This window comes from Serratia sp. NPDC078593 (assembly GCF_050268245.1).
GTDB lineage: Bacteria > Pseudomonadota > Gammaproteobacteria > Enterobacterales > Enterobacteriaceae > JBNNGK01.
In genome coordinates this window covers 37,099-63,455 of the sequence record NZ_JBNNGK010000005.1, presented here as the reverse complement: position 1 = coordinate 63,455, position 26,357 = coordinate 37,099, and the positions used below count along the sequence as shown (strand labels likewise).

Sequence of the window (26,357 nt, the reverse complement as noted above, 5' to 3'; positions counted from 1 at the left end):
GCGGCCTTTTAGCGGCAGGATTAATTTAATGCCACACGATTACTTTTGCTTGGCCAAACTGATCCACGTTTGTACCACCGTATCAGGATTCAGTGACAGGCTGTCGATCCCCTGCTCCATCAACCATTCGGCAAAGTCTTCATGATCTGACGGGCCTTGGCCGCAGATACCCACATATTTACCGTGACGTTTAGCCGCCTGAATCGCCATCGACAATAGCGCTTTCACCGCCTCGTTCCGCTCATCAAACAGTTCAGAGACCACGCCAGAATCGCGATCCAAACCAAGCGCCAGCTGCGTCATGTCGTTAGAACCGATCGAGAAACCGTCGAAATATTCGAGGAACTGATCCGCCAGCAAGGCATTAGACGGAATTTCACACATCATGATCACTTTCAGACCGTTTTCGCCACGCTTGAGCCCTTGCCGTGCCAGTTCGGCAACCACTGCCTCTGCCTGTGCAACGGTACGCACAAAGGGCACCATGATTTCGACGTTGGTCAGCCCCATCTCATTGCGCACACGCTTCACCGCATCACACTCCAGCGCGAAGCAATCCCGGAAGCTGTCGGCAATGTAACGCCCCGCACCGCGGAACCCCAACATCGGGTTCTCTTCATGCGGTTCATACTTATCACCGCCGACCAGATTGGCGTATTCGTTAGATTTGAAGTCTGACAGACGCACGATGACGCGCTTCGGCCAAAATGCCGCGCCGAGCGTGGCGATACCTTCCGTCAGACGACCGACGTAAAACTCCACCGGGTGATCGTAGCCTTGCATCAACGCTTTGATCTCGTTTTGCAATTCCGCGGTTTGCTGGTCAAATTCCAGCAGCGCCCTCGGGTGCACGCCAATCATGCGGTTGATAATAAATTCCAGACGCGCCAGCCCGACGCCTTCATTGGGCAGACAGGCAAAATCAAACGCGCGATCGGGGTTGCCGACATTCATCATAATCTTCAGCGGCAATTCTGGCAGTTCGTGGACCTCAGAACTCTGCACGCTGAAATCCAGCACATCCTGGTAGACATAGCCGGTATCACCTTCGGCACAGGAGATGGTCACTTTCTGCCCATCCTTCAGCACATCGGTAGCGTGACCGCAGCCCACCACCGCCGGGATCCCCAACTCACGGGCAATAATCGCCGCATGGCAGGTACGGCCACCACGGTTAGTGACAATCGCTGCCGCTTTTTTCATGATCGGTTCCCAATCGGGATCCGTCATGTCGGTGACCAATACGTCCCCCGGCTGGATGCGATCCATTTCGCTGATGTCATGGATCACTTTCACCGGACCGGCACCAATACGATGACCAATGGCGCGCCCTTCCACTAACACATCACTGCTGCCATTGAGTTGATAACGCTCCATGACCTGCCCATTGGAACGCACGGTTTCCGGACGTGCCTGCACGATCAGCAACTTACCGGTATGGCCGTCTTTTGCCCACTCGATATCCATTGGGCGACCGTAGTGTTTTTCGATCAGGATCGCCTGATGTGCCAAGGCTTGTACTTCATCATCGCTCAAAGAGAAACGATTGCGTGTCTCTGCTGGCACATCCTCAATGCGTACCTGCTTGCCGTGGTCTTGCGACGGGGCGTAGACCATGCGGAGCTTTTTTGAGCCGAGATTGCGACGTACGATCGCTGGCTTACCGTTCAATAACGTCGGCTTATGCACATAAAATTCGTCCGGATTCACCGCCCCCTGCACCACCATTTCGCCCAAACCGTATGCCGAGGTGATAAAGACCACTTGATCAAAGCCTGATTCAGTATCAATGGTGAACATCACGCCGGAAGCGGCCAAGTCAGAGCGCACCATGCGCTGAACACCGGCAGACAGCGCCACGCCCCGATGATCGTAGCCCTGATGCACGCGATAGGAAATCGCACGATCGTTAAACAGCGAAGCAAACACGTGCTTGATTGCGACCATTACCGCATCGATACCTTGCACGTTGAGGAAGGTTTCCTGTTGACCCGCGAACGACGCATCCGGCATGTCTTCCGCCGTCGCTGAAGAGCGCACGGCAAACGAGGCCTCAGGTTCACCCTCGGCAAGCTGTTGGTAAGCTAAGGTGATTTCACGTTCGAATTCAGGATGGAATGGCGTATCAATCACCCATTGGCGAATCAGCGCACCGGCCTTGGCCAGTTGAGCCACATCGTCAACGTCAGTGTGATCCAGTAACTGATAAATGCGTTGGTTAACACCGCTTTGTTCGAGGAAATCGTTAAACGCCTGAGCGGTAGTGGCAAAACCATTTGGTACGGCCACGCCCAGATCGGAAAGATTGGTGATCATTTCGCCGAGCGACGCATTTTTGCCACCGACACGGTCAACATCGTGCATGCCAAGCTGGTTGTACCACAGCACATTACGCAAGTCTGGGCCATTATTGGACATCGAGACAATCCTTATTGCTATCAGTAGGGTATAGACGGATTTAATTTTTTGCGTTAATCACGCTTATTCAATGCCGAATCAGACTAGCACAATCATTCATAGGAAATGGAAAGGTGAATCGATCAACCCGATGAAGAAAATGGATTTTAAGAGAATTACCTAAACAGATGATTTTGTTGAAAACCGCCTCCAGTAACACTAAACATTATAAATTCAATATATTACGTCTAATCTAAAACGCAGCTACATACCCAAGATAATTCGCGTTGCTTGTAGGCGGCAACTGAATGAGTCCCTGGGAGCATAGCCAACTATGTGACCTGGGTGAAAGAAGGCAGCCAACACCCAAGCAACGTGAAGTATGAAGGGTATAAACACCTTATTTATAGTATGGGTTTAGCCGATGAATTAACCCCAGCTCATAGTGATTACCCCGATGTCACAATTTTTTTACTCTCCACTTTACCGTCAGAGCCACTCCAGCCCATTATGTTTAAACGAATACCGCATATCGCCGGTACAAACGCACGCTGGTGAAATTAAGGAGTCATGGGTGGAAAGAAGCGTTTTTTATATTTCGGATGGCACAGCGATAACCGCAGAAGTGTTGGGCCATGCGGTACTGTCACAGTTCCCGGTAAAAGCCACCACCTTTACGCTACCTTTTGTCGAAACCGAAGCGCGAGCCAGAGCCGTCAGCGTACAAATCAATCAAATCTATCAACAAACCGGCGTAAGACCCTTGGTGTTTTATTCGATTATTTCGCCAGAAGTCCGCAATGTGATCACACAAAGTGAAGGATTTTGCCAAGATATCGTGCAAGCGCTAGTGGGCCCATTACAAGGTGAACTTAACGTTGACCCCACACCGGTGCCTAATCGTACCCACGGCCTGACCGAAAGTAATCTGGGCAAATATGATGCGCGTATAGCCGCCATTGACTACACATTGGCGCATGATGACGGTATTTCGATGCGTAATCTCGATCAGGCGCAGGTGATCCTCCTCGGCGTATCACGCTGTGGTAAAACCCCCACCAGCCTCTATTTAGCCATGCAATTCGGCATCCGTGCCGCTAACTATCCGTTTATCGCCGACGATATGGACAACTTGCACCTACCTGCAGCGCTGAAGCCGTTCCAACATAAACTGTTCGGCCTGACCATTAACCCTGAGCGATTAGCCGCAATCCGTGAGGAACGGCGTGAAAACAGCCGCTACGCCTCACTGCGGCAATGCCGAATGGAAATCGCTGAGGTCGAAGCGCTGTTTCGCAAAAACCAGATCCGCTACTTGAATACCACGAATTATTCTGTCGAAGAAATTTCGACCAAAATTCTGGATATCCTCGGCATGAGTCGCCGAATGTTTTGACTGTTTTTAGCCATCGCCGGCTACTGAAAAGCCTGTATTGGGCGATTTTATTATTTTTTGTCGCAGTGGCTCACTAGATTGCACATTGTGCGCTTGAAATCAGCCACTTTTCCGTTATTGTGATCGACATCACTTCCCGGCACTCCTGCCGCAGAGAAGAAACCGTTTTAGAGACAATCATGCACAAAACAGATGAACTGCGGACCGCGCGCATCGACAGTCTGGTTACGCCGCAGACGCTGGCGGACAAACTACCGATCTCACCAGCAGTGGCAGAAAACGTGACAGCGTCACGAAAACGAATTGAACGGATATTATCCGGTGATGATAAACGCCTGCTGGTGGTGATCGGCCCTTGCTCAATTCATGACCTGGATGCGGCGATGGATTACGCAACCCGGTTGAATACCTTGCGCGAACGCTACCAGGATCGGCTGGAAATCGTCATGCGGACCTATTTCGAAAAGCCGCGTACCGTCGTGGGTTGGAAAGGCCTGATTTCCGATCCCGATCTCGATGGCAGCTATCAGGTAAACCGTGGTATCGAGCTAGCACGTAAACTGCTGCTTGATGTCAACCTGCTCGGCCTCCCTACCGCCACCGAGTTCCTCGATATGGTGATCGGCCAATATATTGCCGACTTGATCAGTTGGGGCGCGATTGGCGCACGCACCACAGAGAGCCAGATACACCGTGAAATGGCGTCTGCACTCTCCTGCCCGGTCGGCTTCAAAAACGGTACCGACGGCAATACCCGCATCGCCATCGATGCCATTCGCGCCGCGCGCGCCGGTCATATGTTCCTCTCGCCGGATAAAAACGGGCAGATGACCATTTACCAAACCAGCGGTAATCCGTATGGTCATATCATCATGCGCGGCGGCAAAACCCCTAATTATCATGCGACCGATGTGGTCGCCGCCTGCGATAGCCTGCGCGAGTTTGATCTGCCAGAACATCTAGTGATTGATTTTAGCCATGGCAACTGCCAAAAGTTACATCGTCGCCAGTTGGACGTCGCTGAGAACGTTTGCCAGCAGATCCGTGCCGGTTCTGCGGCGGTGGCTGGCGTGATGGCAGAAAGCTTCCTGGTTGAAGGCACACAAAAAATTGTCGCCGGACAACCGCTGGCCTACGGCCAATCAATCACCGATCCCTGCCTGAGCTGGTCTGACAGTGAACAACTGCTCGCCATGTTGGCGGATGCAGTAGACACCCGTTTCTAAACCGCAACCGGGGCGATGAGGTCCCGGTTTTCAGCCTTTTTGCGCTCACCTATATGGGTAGCAACCCGCCCAACAGGATTTGGAGTTTTTGCATGCCGCGTTCACTGTTATCCATTCCCTGTAACACATTGCAGGGCGAAGAAAAAACCCTCGGCGACTTCCCCGCACGCGCCTATCTGATCGTCAATACGGCCAGCAAATGCGGCTTTACACCGCAATATCACGGGCTGGAAAACCTGTGGCAATACTATCGCGATCGCGGTTTAGTGGTAATGGGGTTTCCCTGTAATCAATTCGGCGCGCAAGAACCGGGTAACGCGCTGGAAATCGCCAATTTTTGCACTATGAACTATGGTGTCAGTTTCCCGCTGTTCAGCAAGATTGAGGTTAATGGGCCTGGCACCCACCCGCTGTTTAGCGAACTGAAACGTCGTGCGCCGGGGTTCTTAGGCATTCAGCGCATCAAATGGAACTTCACCAAATTTCTACTCACGGCCGATGGAGAACGTGTGACCCGTTACGCCCCCATCACCAAACCAGTACGGTTGTTCGACCACATTGAAACCCTACTGAAATAACCCCGATCTTTTGCCGGCGGTCTGATCGCCGCCCTCGCCAATGGCATGACACCACCCACCGGTTTTTGATTGTAAGAAAATTTTCCTTGATGTAACGCAATGTTCACATGATAATGATTATCAATTTGATATTAATTACCATTTAATATTTTGTTTTTCAGGCATAACACTATGGAAACACTGAACGTTCGCCCCACGCCAACCAGTACGGAAAACGATGCCCAAACACGCCTAACGTTGCCCAGCTATGACAGTCGTCAACTGCTGGGCACAGAGGGCGTGGCCATTATTACGCATCAGGGTCAACGTTATCAGTTACGCCAGACCAAAGCAGGAAAACTGATCCTAACCAAATAAATCGAACGATTTCTCAATGCGAGCCACCCCGATTCCTGTGATCCAGGCAGCCAGCAAATCTATTGATATGTTTAACAGCATACGGAGAGTTGCCCCATGCCGCTTACCTTTTCCACCCGGCTGCATTTTTCTACTTTAAGCCTGGCTGTTGCCTGCGCGCTGCCTGCGGTGGCTTTTGCCAACACCACCGTTTCCTCAAGCACTACGGCTGCAAAACACGCCACAAACAAAGACGACACCTTGACGGTTGTCGCCACGGGCAATCAACGCAGCAGTTTCGAAGCGCCGATGATGGTCACCGTGATCGAGGGGCATAGCCCGGAAAGCCAGACTGCGACCACCGCCGCAGAAATGTTACGCAAAGTCCCGGGTATCACCGTCACCGGGACCGGTCGCAGCAATGGTCAAGATATCGTCATGCGCGGTTACGATCGCCGCGGCGTTTTAATCCTGGTGGATGGTATCCGGCAAGGCACCGATACCGGCCACATCAATGGTACGTTCCTCGATCCAGGTTTGGTAAAACGCATTGAAGTGGTGCGCGGCCCCGCCGCTCTGCTGTATGGCAGTGGCGCATTAGGCGGCGTGGTATCTTATGAAACCGTTGACGCCGCCGATTTACTGCTACCTGGCCATAACAGCGGTTTCCGGGTGTTTGGCCACGCCGCCAGCGGCAATCATAGCTTCGGCATGGGTGCCAGCGCCTATGGCCGCAGCGACAACCTAGATGGTGTGCTGTCGTTTGGTTCCCGCGACGTAGGCAATATCCGTCAGGGGAATGGGTTCAACGCGCCCAATGACGAAAACATCAACAATATGTTGGCCAAAGGTCGTTGGACCCTTGACGAAAATCAGTCGCTGAGCGCTAACCTTCGTTATTACAACAACCGCGCCCAAGAACCGAAGAATCCGCAAGAATCGGCCACCTCTGCCAGCAACCCATTGACCAATCGTTCGACTATTCAGCGAGACGCTCAACTGAGCTATAAACTGAAACCTGTGGGTCAGCACTGGCTGGACGCCGAAGCCAAGCTGTATTACTCCGACGTCAACATTAATGCCCATCAGAGCGGCCGCGACGATGAAGCCCGTAAACAAACGACGCGCGGTGCCAAACTGGAAAACCGCACCCGTTTGTTTAGCGACAGCCCAGCCGCGCATTTATTTACCTACGGTACTGAAGCCTATAAGCAAGAACAAACGCCGGGCGGCGCTACCGAAAGCTTCCCGCAGGCAAAAATTAACTTTACCTCCGTTTGGCTCCAAGACGAAATCACCCTGCGCGATCTGCCGGTATCGATTTTAGCAGGAACACGCTATGACGATTATCAAGGCCAAAGCGACGGCTATGCCGATGTCAACGCGGATAAATGGTCTTCACGCGGCGCGCTCAGCATTACGCCGACCGACTGGCTCATGCTGTTCGGTTCGTATGCGCAGGCGTTTCGCGCTCCGACCATGGGTGAAATGTATAACGACGCTAAACATTTCTCGATTCCCATGGGACCGACGACGATCACCAATTACTGGGTGCCCAATCCAAATCTGAAACCAGAAACTAACGCCACACAAGAATATGGGTTTGGCCTGCGCTTTGACGATCTGTTATTGGCCGATGACAGCCTGCAATTTAAGGCCAGTTACTTCGATACCCAAGCCAAAGATTACATTTCTACTGGCGTCACCATGAACCTTGGCAGAGGGCCAACCGGACCGTACTGCATCAGTTGCACCACTTACTCCACCAATATCGATCGCGCCAAGATCTGGGGCTGGGATGCCAACCTCAGTTACAAAACCGCTTGGTTTAGCTGGGATATGGCCTACAACCGCACGCGCGGCAAAGATGCAACTACCGGAGAGTGGATCGCCAGCATCAATCCTGACACCGTCACCAGCGTATTCGATTTCCCGATCGCAGATACCGGGCTTTCTACCGGTTGGATTGCGACCTTCGTGCAGCGTGCCACCCACTTGCCAAGCGGCACGGCGCAGCAGGCTGGCTACGGCGTCAATGATTTCTATCTAAGCTATAAAGGCCGCGCCGAACTGCAAGGATTAACCACCACCGTGGTGCTCGGTAATGCCTTCGACAAAGAATATTACTCACCGCAGGGTATTCCGCAGGATGGCCGTAACGCCAAATTGTTAGTGAGTTATCAGTGGTAATGGATTGATTGGCCGGTGGGTCAGCCCGCCGCACCGCTAACTTCGTCTCGTCAGGAGAAAATGAATGAACAATACGCTCTATAACGACTACCAGCAGGCTAAAGTGGCTAACCCCGGTAAATATGCTCGCGAGCTGGCGGAACTGCTTGGCGTCAGCGAAGCAGAACTCACCCACGCGCGCGTCGGCCATGATGCGCGCCGTCTGGGGGGCGATGCCCGCACACTGCTGAGCGAACTTGAACAGGTGGGCGTCACGAAGTCCATCACGCGTAATCCGTACGCCGTACATGAACAATGCGGTCGTTATCAGAATCAACACTTAAATGGCCATGCCGGGCTAATCCTCAACCCGCGCGCGCTGGATCTGCGGTTATTCCTCAATCATTGGGCTACGGCTTTCGCCCTCAGCGAAACGAACAAGCGCGGTGTTCGCCACAGTATTCAATTTTTCGACCATCAAGGCGAGGCGCTGCATAAAGTCTATACCACCGATGAAACCGATCTTGTCGCTTGGATGAGTCTGGTTGAACGCCACCACAGCGATGACAGCCCCGCTCTTACGTTACAGGCGGCAGAACTAAAAACCGCCGCCGGTGCGCCGAACCATCAAGAGATTGATCGTCAATGGCGTGCCATGACGGATGTGCATCAGTTCTTCCAATTGTTAAGCCGCCATCAACTGACGCGTCAACAGGCATTCCGCGCCGTTGGCGATGATTTAGCTTATCCCGTGGATAACCGCGCGTTGACGCAAATCCTCCATGCGGCGCAGCAGGCGCAAACCGAAATCATGATTTTCGTGGGTAATCGCGGTTGCGTACAAATATTTACCGGGCACATTGAGCGCCTGATGCCGCAGGACGGCTGGGTGAACATTTTCAATCGCCACTTTACTCTGCATCTGATCCAAGGGGCGATTGCTGAAAGCTGGGTGACCAAAAAACCGACTAAAGACGGTATGGTCACCAGTCTTGAACTGTTCGCGGCCGACGGTACGCAAATCGCGCAGCTGTACGGCCAACGCACCGAAGGCCAGCCTGAGCAAAGCCAATGGCGTGAACAGATTGCCGCGCTCCCCAGCAAGGACATTGCCGCATGAATACAGTCCTCACCCGTGGTCTGGCGCTGTGTACCGCGTTATTGCTGATGTGCAGTGCCACGGCGGCGGAACGTATTATTTCCATTGGTGGCGACGTTAGCGAAATCGTCGCTGCACTCGGCGCAGGCGATCGGTTGGTCGCTCGCGACAGTACCAGCCTGTATCCGTCCACCGTTAAAAATCTGCCAGACGTCGGCTATATGCGTCAACTCAACGCAGAAGGCATTTTAGCGCTTAAGCCGACGCTGGTCTTGAGCAGCGAACTCGCTCAACCTGCGTTGGTATTCAAACAGTTAGCAGCGAGTAAGGTGAACGTGGTGCGCATCCCTGCGGATACCACCCTGGAAGCGGTGCCGGATAAAATCGCCGCCGTGGCCGCCGCGCTAAATCGTACCGCGGTGGGGCAACAATTAGCCGAACGCTATCGCCAGCAAATTGCGGCCGTCAACACGCAGCCACTGCCGGTTAAGGTTCTGTTTGTGATGAGCCACGGCGGGATGACGCCGATGGCCGCCGGCCAGCATACCGCCGCGGATGCGGTGATCCGGGCAGCCGGGCTGACGAATGCCATGCAGGGGTTTAACCATTATCGTCCACTGTCGCAAGAGGGCGTGATTGCCAGTGCGCCTGACCTGCTGTTGGTTACCACCAGCGGCGTACAAACCCTCGGCGGGGTAAAACAGCTGTGGGAACTCCCCGGCATCGCCCTCACACCGGCGGGTAAACATCGTCGGTTGCTGATCGTCGATGATATGGCGCTATTAGGTTTTGGCCTACAAACGCCAGCCGCGCTGGCTAAACTGCGCCATGCCGCGGAGCAGTTGTGATGTTTTCCCGCACCTCACCCCGGCTGGCAATGGGAGGTCTGTTGCTGGTGTTAGCCTTGTTGGTCGTCGTCGCCGCCAATTACGGTGCCTTGACGCTGTCGTTTCGCACGCTATGGCAACAACCCTTTAGCGATACCGCCTGGCACATCTGGTTCAATATTCGTTTACCGCGCGTGCTATTGGCGGTGATTATTGGTTGCGCACTGGCGGTTTCCGGCGCCGTGATGCAAGGGTTATTCCGTAACCCACTGGCGGATCCCAGCTTGCTGGGCATCAGCAGCGGCGGAGCACTGTGCGTTGCACTGACCATCGTGTTACCGTTGACCTTACCCACCGTCATCGCGCTCTACGGTCAAATGCTGGCTGCATTCATCGGCAGCCTGTTAATCTCAATACTGATTTATGCCATCAGCCGCCGTGGGCACGCCAGCCTGTCGCGTTTATTGCTCGCCGGTATCGCGATCAATGCGTTGTGTATGGCAGCCATCGGCGTCCTGTCGTATCTCAGTAGCGATCAGCAACTGCGCCAGTTTTCACTGTGGATGATGGGAAGCCTCAACCAATCGCAATGGCCGACGCTGCTCATCAGCGCCTCTCTGATCCTGCCTGCCGCCTTGCTAACATTGTTGCAGGCTCACCGCCTCAATGTGTTACAGCTGGGTGATGAAGAGGCGCATTATCTGGGGATAAACGTTCAGCGCAGCAAACTGCAACTGTTATTGCTCTGCGCGTTGCTGGTCGGTGCCGCGGTGGCGGTTAGCGGCGTGATTGGCTTTATTGGCCTGGTGGTGCCGCATCTGGTGCGTATGCGCCTCGGTGGCGACCACCGCTGGCTCTTACCTGCCTCCGCGCTGGGGGGCGCCTGTCTGTTGCTGATCGGTGATACGTTGGCCCGAACCTGGGTTGCCCCAGCCGAAATGCCGGTTGGCCTGATGACCAGCCTACTTGGCGGACCGTATTTTTTGTGGCTGGTGATGCGCCAGCGGGAGCGCAGCGATGGATAAGCGCGCCCGTCTGACGGCACAACAACTTCGTTACACCCTCGGTTCGCGTCGCATCATCCATGACGTTTCAATGACGCTCACCAGCGGTGAGTTAGTGGCGATTATCGGGCCAAACGGTGCCGGTAAATCGACCTTGCTTCGGCTGCTAACCGGCTACTTATCCCCTGCCTACGGCGAATGTCGATTGCTCGAGCGTCCATTGGAACAGTGGGAAGCGCTGCAATTAGCCAAAGTGCGGGCGGTAATGCGACAACACAGTCACTTGGCGTTTCCATTCAGCGTCGAAGAGGTGATCGCCATGGGTCGAGCACCGCATGGCAAACGTGATTTACAGCAAGCATTACAACAGGTGATGCAACAGACCGATTGCCTCAGTCTGGCATCGCGTGATTATCGCCAACTGTCCGGCGGCGAACAGCAACGCGTCCAGTTGGCTCGGGTATTGGCACAGCTGTGGCAACCTGATCCTGCACCGCGTTGGCTATTTCTTGATGAACCCACTTCTGCGCTCGATCTGTACCACCAGCAACATACCTTGCGCTTGTTGCGTTCACTCACCCGCCAACAACCGCTGGCGGTATGTTGTGTATTACACGATCTTAATCTGGCCGCGCTGTATGCTGACCGTATTTTACTGATGCATCAAGGGTGTCTGGTGGCGAGCGGCACTCCCGCTGAGGTATTGCAAACAGAGATCCTCACCCGATGGTATCAGGCAGACTTAGCCGTTATGCCCCACCCAGAAACCGCCGACTTGCCGCAGGTGTTTTTACGCCAATAGCGACGCGACTCTCATGGCGTTTCTAGATCGCCTAGCCTGCCAAACAGTAACACGATGCTAACGGCGCTGAGGGAGAAGCGCCGCTATCGTTCAGCTTGAGCAGGATATCGCCAAATGCTTGCCCCAGTCTGGCGGCAGCGCGGCTAAATCATCGTAGCGCGGATCGTCGTCAAACGGTTTCAATAGCGCCTGATGCAACCGCGTCAACTTACTAATATCGTCCTGCTCAGCAGCTTCTATCGCTTCCTGCGCCAGATAATTACGCAAGATCAGCTTAGGGTTTACCGCCTTCATCGCCTGCTGTCGCTGCGCGTCACTGATCTGCTCTTGCTGTAAACGTTGACGGTATTGCTGATACCACTGGTCAAACGCATCACGGTTAATAAACTCATCGCGCAAGGGCGATTGCGCTTGTTGCTGTTCAACCTCACTCAACAGCCTAAAGGTTCGGGTATAGTCGCGCCCCTCTGCAGTCATTAACCCCAGTAGACCAGTGAGCAGATCGTTGTCCTCCTTGGCCTGAGTAAAGAACCCGAGTTTGGCGCGCATTTTGTCGCCGAAGGCACGCATCAGCGCCGGTTCATAGGCAGCCAAAGCGGACGTCAACTGCTCAGTGGTCATTAAACCCGATAAGCTCTGCGCCAAACGATGCAGATTCCACAGTGCTACCGCCGGTTGATTGTCGAAGGCATAACGCCCTTGATGATCCGAATGATTGCAGATATATCCCGGCTGATAATCATCTAAAAATCCGTAGGGCCCATAATCCATGGTGATCCCCAGGATCGACATGTTGTCAGTATTCATTACACCGTGAGCGAAACCGACGGTCTGCCAAGCGGCGATAAGATGCGCGGTACGCTCGACCACATCGGTAAACCACCGCTCATATTTATCAGCCACATCGTTCCATTGTGGCCAGTGCCGGTCGATAACAAAGTCTGCAAGTTGCTGAACTTGCTCGGGCTGATGACGGTAATAGTAATGTTCGAAGTGACCGAAACGCACATGGCTTTCCGCCACCCGAAGTAACATCGCTCCCCGCTCCGGCTGTTCACGAAACACCGGTTGTTCACTGGTGACAATCGTCAGCGCGCGTGTGGTCGCGATCCCCAGATGATGCATGGCTTCCGAAGCCAAAAACTCACGCACGACCGAACGCAACACAGCACGGCCGTCCCCCATGCGGGAATACGGCGTCAATCCCGCACCTTTGAGGTGCCAATCCATACTGCGGCCATCCGGCAAGCGCTGTTCGCCAAGCAACAGGCCGCGGCCGTCGCCTAACTGCCCCGCCCAGACGCCAAACTGATGGCCGCTGTAGACCTGCGCCAGCGGGCGCATCCCCGGGAGCAGACGCTCCCCCGCCCATATCGGCGTATTTTCCGGCGTAAACAGGCTTTCATCCAGCCCAAGCTCACGCGCCAGTGGTTCGCTGTGATACAGCAAACGCGCACCTTCCAGCGGCGTTGGGGATAATTCAGTATAAAAACCAGGCAATTGCTGGTGATAGGCATTTTCGAACTGCGGCATAGGCCCTCCGTTCATCGTAGTGTAGAGCCAGAACGTACTGATTAACACGGATGAAATGCAGGGAAAAGCCGCCGTCTGCACACTCGGCGACTAACGGCGGCAAAAAGAATCGGCGCTTATATACCCTTCATACTTCAAGTTGCTTGAGTGTTAGCTGCCTTCTTTCACCTAGTCTCATATTGGCTATTCTCCCAGGGACTCATTCAGTTGCTGCCTACAAGCAACTCGAATTATCTTGGGTATAGCAATTATTAATATTTTTTAAATTCATCCGGTACAGCGCACAGTACGTCCAAATTATCCACATTAATACTGGGCCATATCCCCCCTTGCAGACCATAAATGCCAGCGTAACGTAGTTTATTCAAATACAATCTATTCTCTATTCCGGTAACGATCACCCCTCGACAGAGTAAATTAATATTCTTCAATAACGAATCGAACATGACGTCATGCCCCTGTTGTGCAAACAGCCGCCAGTAAAAATGTTTATCTATTTTTACGTAGTCAAACAAACCGTCGTATAACCCATTCAACGTCGCCTTACCGGAACCGAAATTGTTCAGCCATAAGGTAAACACTTCACTCAGTCGACTGATTTTTTTATTATTTTTTCCAGCGGAAAGCTGAGTAAACGCTTCACTGATGCCTAACACAATAAAAGGTAATTGCCGTAAACGTTGCCGTAAAACTGCATCACTTAGGATGCCATCCACTACATCCTCTTCGATGGGGATACTCAATAACACCTGATGCTCAACAAACCACAACGCATACTGTTCCACTAACAGCAATTGTTCATTAAATAACTCAATCTTTTGTAACGGGTCGAGTAAATGAATGCCGATTTCGATCGGCATAACCAGATCACCATCAAGGCTATTGAAACGGCTTAAGATTTCTAACGCTAACAACCGACCATCCATTGAATAAATCGGTTGGAAAACATAGCGACTAATAAAGTCAGCTTCAAATTGAATTTTCATTTTAATGCCAGAGGGCAAATGGCGAGCATCTCATCGTATATCAATATATTTTACCGATCAATACCTGCGATATTAATCGGGATTATCAATGCAATTACCTATAGAAAAGGGTTTTAATTGATGGATTGAAACCCTACGCGAATCTTTTGGTATCAATAAATAAGATTACTTAAAGTAGACTCATTCATAAAACCGTTTTTATGCTAAGCATTTAACTTAAGTAATATAACTATGCTATTAATTTAACTTAGCGTTGTTGTTTTTGTAGAAAAAAACTACGTATCATCAGCGATCCCTAACCGAGTATTATTTTTCATTCGCTCAATAGGAAAGGGGTGTCATCTGATTACACCCCTATTTCTCTGTTTATTCCCGCGATTGAATTCAATAAAAACGCGCGGTTAATTATTGAGATCGACAGCAATGGTCATTTAATGACGTCATTCAGCCACTGGGCTAACTCGGTCAGTTCCGCCGACTGCTCAGGATAACCCGCAATAACGCGTTGGCAGCAGGCCGTGACGGCTTCGCTACGATACCCGCAGCCAACCAACAACGTTGCCAATTGTTGTAACGGTGCCGGGTGCAGACTATCGGTGAAAATTTGTGCCCGGCTAATGGCCCCGTGCTCGACATCAAAGAAGATGTCCACGCCGCCCCAGACAAAACGCGTGTTGAGTAAATGGCTAAACGCGGGCGCTTTACCGAAATTCCATTGCCAGCTGCTTTGTTTTTCAAACTGTTCTGCAAAATGCGTCAAATCAGGTAAGACATCTGGGGAAATCACTTCCGGTTGCACACTACTGCCGTAATAGTCAAAAAAGGCCTGAGCGATAGCCTCGCATACCTGCTGATGGGTCAGGCCCGGTACGTATTCCGCCAAATTGGCAACGCGTGAACGCACGGAAGTGATGCCTTTCGCTTGCAGCTTTTTCGGATCGGGATTGAGATAATCCGCCAAGCGGTTGAGATCGGCATTGAGCAACAGCGTACCGTGATGGAAACCGCGATCTTGGGTTTCGCGGTAGGCCGAACCCGATATTTTGCGTATACCGTCGGCGGTGTCGATCACCAGATCATTACGGCCTGAGGCGCTTGCGTTGATCCCTAATGTCGATAACGCATGCAAAATGATTCCGGTCGATACCGTTTTGTCGTAACCCGGTTTCCCCGCCATAAAGGTAAAACACGTATTGCCCAAATCGTGAAACACTGCCCCACCTCCGCTACTGCGCCGCGCCAGCCGGATACCATCCTGTTCCATACGCCGCGTGTTGCACTCTTTCCACGGATTCTGCGACTGGCCGATCACCACCGTTTCTGCGTTGCGCCACAAGAACAGAATTTTTTGTGCGTTCATCTCGCGGAAGATACATTCTTCTACCGCCAGATTGAACCAAGGATCGTACGAGTCGGAAATCAAGAGACGTAAATCAGACATGGTAGACACCACTGAAAAAATAACAGGCTGCCATTATATCGAAAACAACGGGCAAGTAGTTGCGGTGGTGCGCCAATATCGCTCATCCAGCAATACATCGAGCAGCAGCAAACACCAAGTTAGTCGGAAAAACGCGCCTTATATCCCCGCCCTGAAGGACGGGGGTTTTACGGCGCACCTGATAAATTATCAACAGCGCCTCTTTTGATGGCTTGTCACCGTTAAGCAACAGAACCTTATTTTTTCCCTGGAACACTGCTTGCACAGTTGTACTCTGCACCTTGCAGACCCATTTTTTCGCAAACCGTTGTTAACACATCATTAGGTGTTGCCCAATCTGGCTGCCAGTTTCCACCATCATGGCGTAGATCTTTAAACAGATCCCACATAATGATGCCTGTGGGGCTGTATTTAACCGTTTGATCAACAATCGCGTTCAGATCTGCATGAGTCAGAGTCAGATTACCGGTCGCCGGCTTTCCGACTTCAAAGCCCACAGTGATCGGTGGTTTGATAAGTAAACGCTGTGGCTGAATAGAAGCTGCGGCCCAGTTTTTAGCGCCTTTGACCAGCGTATGATGAGAGGCCGTTTTGTTAACGGATTTCAGCCAATTCTGATATTGCCCCATGTAGAAACCAACTTGACCTGGCAGGTCGCAAGGGATTTCAGAATCACTACCGCAATCCTTTTCATCAAGGTCATATGACATCACACCAATGTGATTCAGGCGATCAATACTCTCAGGATACAGTAGCGCGGTGTTATAGATCAGACCATACAAATTGCCTCCCCACCACGCTCCACCATAGACATCTGCATTAGTGGCTACAGTGCCGTAGTTGGCGGCCATATTGGGCAGGCCACCCACGGCAGGGGCTGCGGTACTGATTTTAAGCTCAGGGGCAATCTCATCAGCAGCTTTATAAATCGACTTCAAGATAGCGTTGAATTTATCAATCGTAAATGGCATTGCGCGAGGGAGTTTTTCAGCACCTGCTACGATCTTCATATTGTCATCGTAAACATTGTCACCTCCGCCACTACCGATCCCCCCTTTGTCCATTAACTGGGCAGTAGTGAGGTTCTCGAAATTATGTTCGGGGGCGTTTCCAATCGTATCGGGTGTCAGTTTCCACTGTTTGGCATTGATATCCGCGTGCCAGAATTCTTCATAATCAACGTCAATCCCTGTTGCCCCCAGATCTTTAGCCAGACTGACCAACGCGTGATAAGCCTTATCCGCCTCAGCGCCGATAATTTTACTCTCAAATTCTGAACGCGGGATTTGACTAGCAGCCATTGGATTCGGGAAAGTGTCATACACTGCATCTTTTTCGTTGCCACAGGCATCAACTTTGCCCGTAGTGGCATCATAAATCTCTGGGGCACAGCTGAAATTCCAACCACCTACAGCAATATAGACGTCAATTTTATTATTTTTTAATCGACCGATAATATTTTTCAGACGTACAAAATCTGTTTTTGCTTGTTCATTCTTGGCTAAATTTTTTGATTGGGCCTTTGTATCATAGACGTAACCAAATAACCCCGTATTAGCCAGTGAGTTTGGCTCATATTTCACTAATGAAGGTTGGACAAATGAAATAACCAATAAATTAAAGGGGGATTTATTATTTTCAATGCTATCAGTCATCTTCTCCAAATTATCCAGACTAGCATACCAAGATTTTTCTCCTACGGGCGCTGCAGGGCCAGAGAGGTAATAGGCGCTAATCTCAGGCTGTGTAGCAATTGCCTGCGTACAAATTGTGGCTGTCAGTAGGGCGGCACTGAATGGGTTAATCACGGATTTCAGTTTCATCACTATCTCCATTCTCAATGGTAATTATTATACGGGAAACTTATTGGTTATGAGTCATTGCTAATTTTCACCGCAAAGCTCGCGATAAAGTGTAGTACAGCAAATGCTTATTCTGGTGAAAATATCTTTTATGATTAGGAAACTCAATCGCCTCTTTTTGAGTTTCCTTAACATGACCAGTGGCGAAGAAGATCCGCATATAATGAGGTCTGTCGCACAGTAATAACGGGGCGGAGTAACTTTCATCATAATCCACTGTAATTATATTATTTTCACGGCTTATCATTATCACGCTACCGTTAAGCTATTGTACAGTCCGTGCACAGCAGAATATATACTCCAACGACTACATTATTTAATCGAAAAACAGAGGGATATTAAATCAATACGACTAAAAAAGGCCGCTTTCGCGACCTTTTTTGACTGCACCATTCATGGAGAACGCTCAAGTACTCTATATGCTGCCCATCACTAAAATAACATGCTGCCATTATATCGAAAACAACAGGTTAGCTTACCTAAAAGGGCACGTGATTAAATACGCCGCGCTTGCCAATACACCTTTTTCCAATAGACATTATTGAGAGAAGAACGGATCACGCCGCGGCTGGTTGATGCATGAATAAATTGATCGTTGGTGTCATAAATGCCAACGTGTAGGCCACTACCGCCCGCTCCGGTTTTAAAAAATACCAAATCCCCGGGCAATAACTCATCGCGGGACACTTTCGCCCCTAACTCGGTTTGATCTTCCGTTGAACGCGGCAATTGCATGTCGAAGCGATCGCGGAAAGTACGGTATACGAAGCCAGAACAATCGACACCGCCGCGATCCAATCCGCCATAACGGTATGGCGTACCGTGCCATTGACGAAGCTGTTCATTTAATTGCGCCACAACCACGATAGAGTCTGCCAGCTTTCCGCTAGGCGGAGGGGCGTGACTACTGCAACCAACCAAAACCAGGCTGACCAACAAGAATAGTGTGCGCATCCTTCCTATCCCTTTATTGTATATGTCGCTGCATGTTTATGCTGTTGCAGGTAATTTATCCCCACAGAGAGGAAAAAGGCAAGCATGGTGAAAGCATGTCGTGACGTTAATAGCGAACGGGCATTTTCTATAGGTTGTTTTGCCCCCTTATCTCATCGACAGGGGCTTGGCCGCCGCAGGTTTAGCGCTGGCGTTTAGCACCGTTATCCATGACCTTGCGCCTTACCGGCGTTAATCAACCAAACGCCAAATAGAATACAGAGTGTGCCCAGCGTTTTCAGATAGGTTGCTGACTCAGCGAACCACGGCAACATGACCGCCGCCAGATACACTAATGCATAACTGATACTGAGCAACGGGTATGCGCAACTCAGCGGCAGCCAACGTAAGGCGAAGAACCAACACAGCATCGACAGCGCATAGCCCCCGATTCCCCCGCTCACCACCAGCAATGGCACCTGATAGTGCCGCAACAATGTTACGCTGACGTCATTAAGTGACAACGGCGGTAACTGCATCATGCCCCATTTCATCAGTAATTGTGACAACGTCACTAGCAATATGCTCGCTGCGCCCCAACCGTAACCTTTCACGGATTGATACTCATCAAAAAAATCCCCAGCATGATCGAGGCGACGCCGCACCAATGGCGCAGCGTCGTCGGCTCATTGAACAGCCAGCGCGCCGCCAGCGTTACCAACACGAAATTCAGGCTAAGCATCGGATAAGCAACGCTGAGCGGCAGCCGTTGCAGCACACTGAGCCACAATGCCATACCCGATGCCAATAACAGTAGCGCCAGCAGCAGCCAACGCAGCGCGTGACGGCGGCGCATAGCTGCGGGCAATTCCCCACTGCGGGTCGCCTGCTTCTGGCAGAGCTGACCTGCACAGGTTAACAGGCTGACCAACAGCACCAACAGATAACCGATCATGGCTGTTGCTGATACCACAGCAGCACAAACCGATTCATCCGTTGTTGGCTATCAGGCTTCGGCAGGCTGGTTGGGATGCCTTCACCGCGCGACAGTTGCAACACCAGTGAAACGTTGCCTTGCTTGCGCGCCTGCGCCAGCCACTGAGGGAAATGGGCATCACTGACAAAATGGCTACGTGCATCTGCGTAATCAAGCCCGTACGCCACTTCACCTTTTTCACTATACATCAGAATATCGCTGCGCTTAAGTTGCCACGCCAACCCGGCCGCCAGCCCGACGCTATCACTCAACACATACTGGCTCTGCTCAAGTGTGGTCTGATTGGCGCGAATAAAGTGCTGGGGTTGTTTGGAGTCAATCACCTGTTGCGGGATGGCGTAACCGATCAACAAACACAGTAACAGCGGGCAAGCTGCGGCCCAGCGCCAACGCTTAGCCCCGTCGCGCACCGATACCACGGCGAACAGTAACCAACCCGCAAAAGCGATCACGCCGAGAAATATTTTTGGCCACTCATGCGTGGTGAATAAATGCACCCGCGGCAGGAGACCCAGACCAATTGTCAGCAACGCCGCCATCCCCAACACGCCAAATAATCCGTTCAACAACGCGTTGCACTTGAATACCTTCTGACGTAACGCAGCGGCAGCGTCTTCCGCATAGGCCGCCATCAATAGCGCTAACGGTGCCATGCATGGCAGAATATACGTCGGTAATTTTCCTTTGGCGATGCTAAAGAAAATCAGCGGCATGACCACCCAACTTAACAAAAAGAACAGCTCAGGCCGCCCGCTACGCTCACGCCAGCCTTTGATTAAAGCGCCCGGTAATAGTGCCAACCACGGTAACACTCCCGCCATTAATATGGGCAAGTAATACCAGAATGGGGCTTTATGCTGGGCATTGCTCTCGGCAAAACGTTGAATGTGTTCAATCCAGAAGAAGTAGTGCCAGAAATCCGGTTCACGTTGAGCAATCGCCAACGCCCACGGTAGGCTCAACAATGCCGCTACAACAATCGCCAGCGGCCCATAAATCAGTAAGTCCCGCCAGCGCCGTTGGCCGATAGCAACCGGCAATACCGCAATCACCGGTACCGCTAACGCCAGAAAGCCTTTGGTCATAAAGCCCATGCCACAGGCCAACCCGAGCAACACATAGCCACCGACTTTACCCTTCACCGTCGTGGCACGCAGCGTCAGGTAATAACTGAACATCGCGGCAGATAGCCACAATGCGATCATTGGATCGAGCACGCTGTAGGAACCGATGCTAAATACCAGCACCATCGACAAGAACATCAGCGTCGCCAGTCCGGCACGGCGTGCGTTACGCCACATCAACCAGCCTAAGCCAAACACCACCAAGGCGGTAATACCGGTGCTGAACACCGAGCCAAAACGCACCGCAAAGTTGGAATCGCCGAACAACCACTGGCTGATATTGTTGAACCAGTAACCCGCCACCGGTTTTTCAAAATAACGTAATCCAAGCAGATTCGGCACCAGCCAATCGCCGCGTTGCAACATTTCACGACTAATTTCGGCATAGCGCGTCTCATCCGGCTGCCACAGCAAACGGCCGTTAATCGGGATCAGATACACTATCGCGAAAAACAGGGCCAGCAACCCGCCCCAAGCCACTTTTGATGCCTTCATTCTTCGTCCTTTGTTGCAGTTTGACAGCCTAACCAACCTTCCCGCCCTGGGAATGGTGCACGAATAACTCGCCCCTCAGGTAACGAGGTCAGATCCTGTGGCAGTAACCTGCTCAGCGGGCAAAACTCAATGCCTTGCTGCTGCGCACGTTGCAGCAATTGTTCAAACATCGTCGCTTGAGACATACCCTCTACTTCACTATGAATGGTGTAGACCGGTACGCCAGAATGGTTTTCGATCGCCTGTAGAATGTAATCGTTGAAGTTCGCCAGACTGACCTCACTGCCGATCACCTCATCAAAGGTCGGTAAGGTCACCGGAATCTGTACCGTACCAAATCGATCGTCACTCAGCCGAGGGCGAAACGGCTCGCTGCCACGGCAATCGCTGTTATAGTGGAAACCGAAGCGCTGTTTCACCTCTAATACCCGTGAATCGGCACGCCAACCGGCCACTGCGGAGCATTTCACCGGTTGGCCGATCGCCGCAGTTAAGGCATCCAGCCCCCGTTGAGTCTGCCGTACCAGTTCCGCCTCGCTCCAGCGGCCTGCGTTAGCCTGCCACCCTTGGTGATCCCAAGCATGCAAGCCCACTTCATGACCCGCCATGGCCGTTTGTTTCATCACTGACCCTAGCGAACGCGCGATCTGCCGCCCCGGCCAAGCGGTACCCGCCAGTAAAATATCCCAACCGTACAGTGAGGCGGCGTTCGAACGTAGCATCTTCCACAAAAAACGTGGCTTTAACAGGCGCCACAGATGGCGCCCCATATTGTCCGGCCCAACGCTGAAGAAAAAACTGGCCTGAATCTGGTACGTGTCGAATAAGCGCAACAGGCGCGGCACACCGTCACGGGTGCCGCTAAACGTATCGACGTCAACCCGTAAGCCGACGCGCTTCATGCCACGTTACCTGCCTCAGCGGTAGTACGCAGGAAGTAATCCAGCGTATCGGCGACAGTTTGCTGCATCGCAATCGTTGGCTGCCAATTCAGCAAGCGCTGCGCATTCTTGATGCTCGGCGTACGGTGTTCGACATCCTGATAACCTTTACCGTAATAGCTGCTGCTTTCCACATCTTTGAAGCCGGCAAACGGCGGGAAGCGATCGCGCAAAGGATGTCGGTTGAAGCTGTCCAACAACATCTCTGCCAGTTCACGGATGCTGGCCTCATTGGTGGGGTTACCGATGTTAACGATCTGCCCGTCGCACAAACCGTCGCGATTTTCGATAATACGGAACAGGGCTTCTATACCGTCATTGATATCCGTGAAGCAGCGTTTCTGCGCCCCGCCATCCACCAATTTAATTGGCGAACCTTCCACCAGGTTCAAGATCAACTGGGTAATAGCCCGTGATGAACCGATGCGAGCCGCATCAAGGTTATCCAAACGTGGCCCCATCCAGTTGAACGGGCGGAACAGTGTAAAGCGCAATCCCTCTTTGGCACCGTAGGCCCAGATCACCCGATCCAGCAACTGTTTCGACACCGAGTAAATCCAACGCTGTTTATTGATTGGCCCGACAATCAACCGTGACGTATCTTCATCAAACTGCTTATCGTCACACATGCCGTACACTTCTGACGTCGATGGGAAAATAATGCGTTTGTTGTATTTCACACAGTCACGCACAATCTTTAAGTTTTCTTCGAAATCCAGCTCGAAAACGCGCAACGGATTACGGGTATATTCGATTGGCGTGGCGATCGCGACCAGCGGTAGCACCACATCGCATTTCTTGATGTGATATTCAATCCATTCGGAGTGAATGCTGATATCCCCCTCGACAAAGTGGAAACGCGGATTATCCAAGAAGCGGCTAATCGCATCGGAACCGATATCCAGCCCGTAAATTTCATAGCGGTCTTCACGCAACAGACGCTCAGTCAGATGGTTACCGATAAAGCCGTTAACCCCGAGGATCAGCACCCGCGTTCTGCGCTGCACCACACTGCTTGGCTTGGTGGTCAAACGCACGTCGGCCATGATGCCCATTTCCTGCGCCAGACGACTACCGGGGACATACAGCCCCCCTTCGCTCTGCCCGGTGATGATTTCCAGTGCGCCCTCACCGCAGGCGATCACCAGCGGCGTATTACGTAATACGGTGCCCGGTTGTTTGCCGTGCTGCTCATTCAATACGCGGGAACGCCATACCGTCAGTTTGCGCTGGCCAAGATAGCTAAAGGCGCCTGGATACGGTTCAGTCACCGCACGCACCAGATTGTGAATATCAGCGGCAGATTTATGCCATTGGATCTCGCCATCGGCGGGCGTACGGCGGCCAAAATAGCTGGCTTGCGCTTCGTCCTGTGGCGTCAAAATGGCGGTGCCGTTCTTCAACATCGGTAACGCTTCACGTAATACCACCTGCGCGGCTTCACGGACTTTATGATGTAGCGTTAACGCGGTATCGTCAGCGGAGATTGCCACCCGATGTTGCGCGACAATATCGCCAGCATCGGCACGTTTAACCATTTTATGCAACGTCGCGCCGGTTTCTTGTTCGCCGTTGACCAACGCCCAGTTGATCGGCGCCCGGCCACGGTAGCGTGGCAGCAAAGAGCCATGCAGGTTAAAACCGCCCAACGGTGCCAACGACAGGATGGCGTCATCGATTAGGTTGCGGTAGTAGAACGAGAAGATGATATCCGGCTGTAGCTCGCGAATACGTTCGACCCACAGCGGATGGTTAACATCCTCTGGGGCGTAAACGGGCAAGTTCAGTTCCGCCCCCACGCGTGCTACCGAAGAGAAGAAGGTATTCTCACCCGGCTCATCAGTATGGGTAAATACCGCCTGAACGTCGTAGCCAGCTTCAGTCAACGCCTTTAAACCAGCGCAACCAATATCATGGTAAGCAAATACAATAGCTTTCATCATTCTTCTTCCTGAGTGTTGTGGTTCAGCTGTTTTCCAACCACTTTTTGAACAAAATAACGTGGGCGAGCACGTACATCGTTATAGATACGACCGATGTACTCACCCAATAACCCCATGCCAACAAACTGCGCACCAATGAAGGTAAACAGCACTGCAAACAGGGTGAATACCCCGCCCTCAGCCCATTCAGGCCCCAACAATAAACGCATCACGATCAACAAAACGGCCAAGACAAACCCGGACAGCGCCACCACGCTGCCCACCACGCTGAGCAAACGCAGCGGCGTGGTCGTCAGGCAGGTGATCAGGTCATACATCAGGTTGATCAACTTCATCAGGCTGTATTTAGAATCGCCAAATTCGCGCTCGGCGTGGGTTACCTGAATTTCGGTGGTTCGCCGCGCAAAGGTATTGGCTAAAATAGGAATAAAGGTGCTACGCTCGTGGCAATGCAGCATGGCTTCAACGATGTGACGACGATAGGCGCGCAGCATACAACCGTAATCCCCCATCGATTTGCCGGTAGCACGCTGGATCATCATGTTGATCAGCCTCGAGGCGCTTTTGCGGAACCACGAATCCTGGCGGTTGGCACGCACGGTGCCCACTACGTCATAACCCTGCTCGGCCACGCTCACCAGACGGGGAATTTCTTCCGGAGGATTTTGCAGATCGGCATCCAGCGTTATCACCAGATCGCCAGTGACCTGATTAAAACCGGCCATGATCGCCGAATGCTGCCCATAGTTACGATTGAGCAATACCGCTATCACGCAACTGCCCGCTTGCTCAGCCGCAGTGGTCAACAGCTCAGCAGAATTATCGCTACTGCCGTCATCTACCAGAATGATCTCATAGGCCTGCGACAGTTTTTTGCAGGCCGCAGTGGTACGTTCGAGTAGCACTGGCAGGCTCTCTTGTTCATTAAAAACCGGGATAACCACGGAGACTTTCTTGATCGGTTCAACGCGAGACACGGGATAACTCCACCACAGAAAACAACGTTTCAACCACGCGCTCTACATCCGCGGTGGTCATATCAGGGAACAACGGCAGCGTACACAACCGTGCAGAATTCCATTCGGTATTGGGCAGCGACAGATGCGGATAACGCTCGCGGTAATATTTCTGGGTATGTGCCGCCCGAAAATGCAGCCCGCTGCCAATACCCTGGGCGTTAAGGCGCGCCATCAAGGTATCGCGATCGAGGCCACAGCGCGCTTCATCGACGCGCACCATCATCAGATGCCAGGCATGTTGATGCGGGTACTCCGGCACGCCCAAGGGTTGGAATGGCGAATCTTGCAACGCCGCCAGGTAATGCTGCGCCAGCGCTTCGCGGCGGGCGTTCAGCGCAGCCAGACGTTGCAGTTGCACGACCGCAATCGCGGCGTGAATATCAGAAAGGTTGTATTTATAGCCCGGCTCCATCACTTCGGCCTGTGGCTTTCGGCCTTGACGTTGACGATCAAACGCATCAATGCCCAAACCGTGAAACTTCAGGCTACGCAGCCGTTGAGCTAATGCATCATCGTCGGTGGCGATCAGTCCCCCCTCGGCGCAGGTCAGATTCTTAATCGCATGGAAAGAAAAGATCGCCGTGCCGCGGGCACCAACCCATTCATCGCGATAACGGGTACCCACCGCATGCGCCGCATCCTCAATCAATGGCACATGATGGCGCCGTGCTACTGCCCTCAGCGCGTCCAGCGGCAGCGGCGCTCCCGCATAATGCACCGGAACAATCGCCTTAGTATTGGGCGTTATCGCGGCTTCAACGTCGGCAGCGCTCACCATCAGCGTTTCACGGTCAACATCGATCATCACCGGCGTAGCACCAAGTAACTCAATCATATTGAGGGTTGAAACCCAGGTTTGCGATGGCGTAATGACCTCATCACCCGGCCCGATGCCCAACGCCATCAACGTCAGATGCATACCTGCCGTGGCAGAACACACGGCAATCGCATGCCGACAACCAAAGGCTTGGCAGAAATCCTGCTCCAACTGCTGATTTTGTGGACCTGTCGTTATCCAGCCGGAACGTAACACTTTTTCAACCGCCGCAATTTCTTGCTCGCCAATTGCTGGGCGTGAAAAAGGCAGAAATGGTTCCATTGTTAACCCCAAAACGTATCTACATGTTTATTAACGCCACTGTAAATCTCTTTTATTTAACGGATAGTAAACGCAAGAGAAAATCACCATGGTGGATTGACAAACAATCTACGAATTGAAGCTTAACGAAACCTTAAGAAGGGATTTATT

The 26,357-nt window shown here is 52.2% G+C and carries 22 protein-coding genes and 1 pseudogene; 10 read left to right on the top strand and 13 right to left on the bottom strand.

The genetic code is table 11. The features are described 5' to 3' along the window. Positions 1–39 precede the first annotated feature (39 nt). Entirely contained in the window at positions 40–2,418 is a 2,379-nt protein-coding gene (ppsA, locus tag ACQKDS_RS07595) for a phosphoenolpyruvate synthase (protein ID WP_399668536.1), read from the bottom strand. A 553-nt stretch (positions 2,419–2,971) separates the two neighbouring features. Between ppsA and ppsR the strand changes: the two genes are divergently transcribed. From ppsR to ACQKDS_RS07550, 9 genes are all read left to right on the top strand, one after another. After that, positions 2,972–3,793 carry a posphoenolpyruvate synthetase regulatory kinase/phosphorylase PpsR gene (gene ppsR / locus ACQKDS_RS07590; RefSeq protein ID WP_399668539.1) on the top strand — a complete coding sequence of 274 codons (822 nt, stop codon included), beginning with the start codon at positions 2,972–2,974 and terminating at the stop codon, positions 3,791–3,793. 179 nt (positions 3,794–3,972) lie between these two features. Further along, positions 3,973–5,019, top strand: a complete 1,047-nt coding sequence (locus ACQKDS_RS07585) for a 3-deoxy-7-phosphoheptulonate synthase (RefSeq protein ID WP_399668542.1) — start codon at positions 3,973–3,975, stop codon at positions 5,017–5,019. 92 nt (positions 5,020–5,111) lie between these two features. Next, entirely contained in the window at positions 5,112–5,597 is a 486-nt protein-coding gene (locus tag ACQKDS_RS07580; protein ID WP_399668545.1) for a glutathione peroxidase, read from the top strand. Between the two features lie 171 nt (positions 5,598–5,768). Then, entirely contained in the window at positions 5,769–5,954 is a 186-nt protein-coding gene (hemP, locus tag ACQKDS_RS07575) for a hemin uptake protein HemP (RefSeq protein WP_399668548.1), read from the top strand. A 96-nt stretch (positions 5,955–6,050) separates the two neighbouring features. Continuing rightward, positions 6,051–8,123, top strand: coding sequence for a TonB-dependent hemoglobin/transferrin/lactoferrin family receptor (locus ACQKDS_RS07570; RefSeq protein WP_399668551.1), 2,073 nt, complete (start codon positions 6,051–6,053; stop codon positions 8,121–8,123). 64 nt (positions 8,124–8,187) lie between these two features. After that, entirely contained in the window at positions 8,188–9,222 is a 1,035-nt protein-coding gene (locus tag ACQKDS_RS07565) for a hemin-degrading factor (protein ID WP_399668554.1), read from the top strand. Continuing rightward, entirely contained in the window at positions 9,219–10,049 is an 831-nt protein-coding gene (locus ACQKDS_RS07560) for a hemin ABC transporter substrate-binding protein (RefSeq protein WP_399668557.1), read from the top strand. Before ACQKDS_RS07565 ends, ACQKDS_RS07560 begins: the two co-directional genes overlap by 4 nt. Further along, positions 10,049–11,053 carry a FecCD family ABC transporter permease gene (locus tag ACQKDS_RS07555; protein WP_399668560.1) on the top strand — a complete coding sequence of 335 codons (1,005 nt, stop codon included), beginning with the start codon at positions 10,049–10,051 and terminating at the stop codon, positions 11,051–11,053. The genes ACQKDS_RS07560 and ACQKDS_RS07555 overlap by 1 nt, the downstream gene beginning before the upstream one ends. Beyond that, positions 11,046–11,834 (top strand): heme ABC transporter ATP-binding protein, encoded by a 789-nt coding sequence (locus ACQKDS_RS07550; RefSeq protein WP_399668563.1) that lies wholly within the window; start codon positions 11,046–11,048, stop codon positions 11,832–11,834. The genes ACQKDS_RS07555 and ACQKDS_RS07550 overlap by 8 nt, the downstream gene beginning before the upstream one ends. A gap of 90 nt (positions 11,835–11,924) precedes the next feature. Here the strand turns inward: ACQKDS_RS07550 and ACQKDS_RS07545 are convergent, their stop codons facing one another. From ACQKDS_RS07545 to ACQKDS_RS07535, 3 genes are all read right to left on the bottom strand, one after another. After that, positions 11,925–13,367: a protein adenylyltransferase SelO gene (locus ACQKDS_RS07545; RefSeq protein WP_399668566.1), complete on the bottom strand. Its 1,443-nt coding sequence runs from the start codon at positions 13,365–13,367 to the stop codon at positions 11,925–11,927. A gap of 251 nt (positions 13,368–13,618) precedes the next feature. Further along, positions 13,619–14,353, bottom strand: a complete 735-nt coding sequence (locus ACQKDS_RS07540; protein WP_399668569.1) for an EAL domain-containing protein — start codon at positions 14,351–14,353, stop codon at positions 13,619–13,621. Positions 14,354–14,780: 427 nt separating this feature from the next. Further along, positions 14,781–15,794, bottom strand: coding sequence for a lipoate--protein ligase A (locus ACQKDS_RS07535; RefSeq protein WP_399668572.1), 1,014 nt, complete (start codon positions 15,792–15,794; stop codon positions 14,781–14,783). 51 nt (positions 15,795–15,845) lie between these two features. On the opposite strand from ACQKDS_RS07535, the pseudogene ACQKDS_RS07530 reads away from it, so the two are divergent. Continuing rightward, positions 15,846–16,002 (top strand): annotated as a pseudogene (locus ACQKDS_RS07530) (IS200/IS605 family transposase); the annotation flags it as partial. 28 nt (positions 16,003–16,030) lie between these two features. Here the strand turns inward: ACQKDS_RS07530 and ACQKDS_RS07525 are convergent. From ACQKDS_RS07525 to arnB, 9 genes are all read right to left on the bottom strand, one after another. Beyond that, positions 16,031–17,617 (bottom strand): toxin, encoded by a 1,587-nt coding sequence (locus ACQKDS_RS07525; protein WP_399668574.1) that lies wholly within the window; start codon positions 17,615–17,617, stop codon positions 16,031–16,033. Positions 17,618–18,151: 534 nt separating this feature from the next. Then, the gene (locus tag ACQKDS_RS07520; protein WP_399668577.1) at positions 18,152–18,610 is read right to left on the bottom strand and encodes an NlpC/P60 family protein; all 459 of its coding nucleotides are present in this window, start codon (positions 18,608–18,610) and stop codon (positions 18,152–18,154) included. Positions 18,611–18,813: 203 nt separating this feature from the next. Then, on the bottom strand, positions 18,814–19,203 hold the full coding sequence (gene arnF, locus ACQKDS_RS07515) for a 4-amino-4-deoxy-L-arabinose-phosphoundecaprenol flippase subunit ArnF (RefSeq protein WP_399668580.1): 390 nt from the start codon (positions 19,201–19,203) through the stop codon (positions 18,814–18,816). Then, positions 19,200–19,544 (bottom strand): 4-amino-4-deoxy-L-arabinose-phosphoundecaprenol flippase subunit ArnE, encoded by a 345-nt coding sequence (gene arnE / locus ACQKDS_RS07510; protein ID WP_399668583.1) that lies wholly within the window; start codon positions 19,542–19,544, stop codon positions 19,200–19,202. The genes arnF and arnE overlap by 4 nt, the downstream gene beginning before the upstream one ends. Then, entirely contained in the window at positions 19,541–21,205 is a 1,665-nt protein-coding gene (arnT, locus tag ACQKDS_RS07505) for a lipid IV(A) 4-amino-4-deoxy-L-arabinosyltransferase (protein WP_399668586.1), read from the bottom strand. Before arnT ends, arnE begins: the two co-directional genes overlap by 4 nt. Continuing rightward, positions 21,202–22,107 (bottom strand): 4-deoxy-4-formamido-L-arabinose-phosphoundecaprenol deformylase, encoded by a 906-nt coding sequence (gene arnD / locus ACQKDS_RS07500; protein WP_399668589.1) that lies wholly within the window; start codon positions 22,105–22,107, stop codon positions 21,202–21,204. The genes arnT and arnD overlap by 4 nt, the downstream gene beginning before the upstream one ends. After that, positions 22,104–24,086, bottom strand: a complete 1,983-nt coding sequence (arnA, locus tag ACQKDS_RS07495) for a bifunctional UDP-4-amino-4-deoxy-L-arabinose formyltransferase/UDP-glucuronic acid oxidase ArnA (RefSeq protein ID WP_399668708.1) — start codon at positions 24,084–24,086, stop codon at positions 22,104–22,106. The genes arnD and arnA overlap by 4 nt, the downstream gene beginning before the upstream one ends. Continuing rightward, a complete protein-coding gene (gene arnC, locus ACQKDS_RS07490; RefSeq protein WP_399668592.1) occupies positions 24,086–25,066 on the bottom strand; it encodes an undecaprenyl-phosphate 4-deoxy-4-formamido-L-arabinose transferase in 981 nt (326 codons plus the stop codon). Before arnC ends, arnA begins: the two co-directional genes overlap by 1 nt. Next, on the bottom strand, positions 25,053–26,207 hold the full coding sequence (gene arnB / locus ACQKDS_RS07485; RefSeq protein WP_399668595.1) for a UDP-4-amino-4-deoxy-L-arabinose aminotransferase: 1,155 nt from the start codon (positions 26,205–26,207) through the stop codon (positions 25,053–25,055). Before arnB ends, arnC begins: the two co-directional genes overlap by 14 nt. Positions 26,208–26,357: the final 150 nt, after the last annotated feature.

Coding starts and splice junctions, on each gene's coding strand:
- ppsA (WP_399668536.1), bottom strand. CDS start 2,418: ATGTCCAATAATGGCCCAGACTTGCGTAATGTGCTGTGGTACAACCAG.
- ACQKDS_RS07585 (WP_399668542.1), top strand. CDS start 3,973: ATGCACAAAACAGATGAACTGCGGACCGCGCGCATCGACAGTCTGGTT.
- ACQKDS_RS07580 (WP_399668545.1), top strand. CDS start 5,112: ATGCCGCGTTCACTGTTATCCATTCCCTGTAACACATTGCAGGGCGAA.
- hemP (WP_399668548.1), top strand. CDS start 5,769: ATGGAAACACTGAACGTTCGCCCCACGCCAACCAGTACGGAAAACGAT.
- ACQKDS_RS07570 (WP_399668551.1), top strand. CDS start 6,051: ATGCCGCTTACCTTTTCCACCCGGCTGCATTTTTCTACTTTAAGCCTG.
- ACQKDS_RS07565 (WP_399668554.1), top strand. CDS start 8,188: ATGAACAATACGCTCTATAACGACTACCAGCAGGCTAAAGTGGCTAAC.
- ACQKDS_RS07560 (WP_399668557.1), top strand. CDS start 9,219: ATGAATACAGTCCTCACCCGTGGTCTGGCGCTGTGTACCGCGTTATTG.
- ACQKDS_RS07555 (WP_399668560.1), top strand. CDS start 10,049: ATGTTTTCCCGCACCTCACCCCGGCTGGCAATGGGAGGTCTGTTGCTG.
- ACQKDS_RS07550 (WP_399668563.1), top strand. CDS start 11,046: ATGGATAAGCGCGCCCGTCTGACGGCACAACAACTTCGTTACACCCTC.
- ACQKDS_RS07545 (WP_399668566.1), bottom strand. CDS start 13,367: ATGCCGCAGTTCGAAAATGCCTATCACCAGCAATTGCCTGGTTTTTAT.
- ACQKDS_RS07540 (WP_399668569.1), bottom strand. CDS start 14,353: ATGAAAATTCAATTTGAAGCTGACTTTATTAGTCGCTATGTTTTCCAA.
- ACQKDS_RS07535 (WP_399668572.1), bottom strand. CDS start 15,794: ATGTCTGATTTACGTCTCTTGATTTCCGACTCGTACGATCCTTGGTTC.
- ACQKDS_RS07525 (WP_399668574.1), bottom strand. CDS start 17,617: ATGAAACTGAAATCCGTGATTAACCCATTCAGTGCCGCCCTACTGACA.
- ACQKDS_RS07520 (WP_399668577.1), bottom strand. CDS start 18,610: ATGCGCACACTATTCTTGTTGGTCAGCCTGGTTTTGGTTGGTTGCAGT.
- arnE (WP_399668583.1), bottom strand. CDS start 19,544: ATGATCGGTTATCTGTTGGTGCTGTTGGTCAGCCTGTTAACCTGTGCA.
- arnT (WP_399668586.1), bottom strand. CDS start 21,205: ATGAAGGCATCAAAAGTGGCTTGGGGCGGGTTGCTGGCCCTGTTTTTC.
- arnD (WP_399668589.1), bottom strand. CDS start 22,107: ATGAAGCGCGTCGGCTTACGGGTTGACGTCGATACGTTTAGCGGCACC.
- arnA (WP_399668708.1), bottom strand. CDS start 24,086: ATGAAAGCTATTGTATTTGCTTACCATGATATTGGTTGCGCTGGTTTA.
- arnB (WP_399668595.1), bottom strand. CDS start 26,207: ATGGAACCATTTCTGCCTTTTTCACGCCCAGCAATTGGCGAGCAAGAA.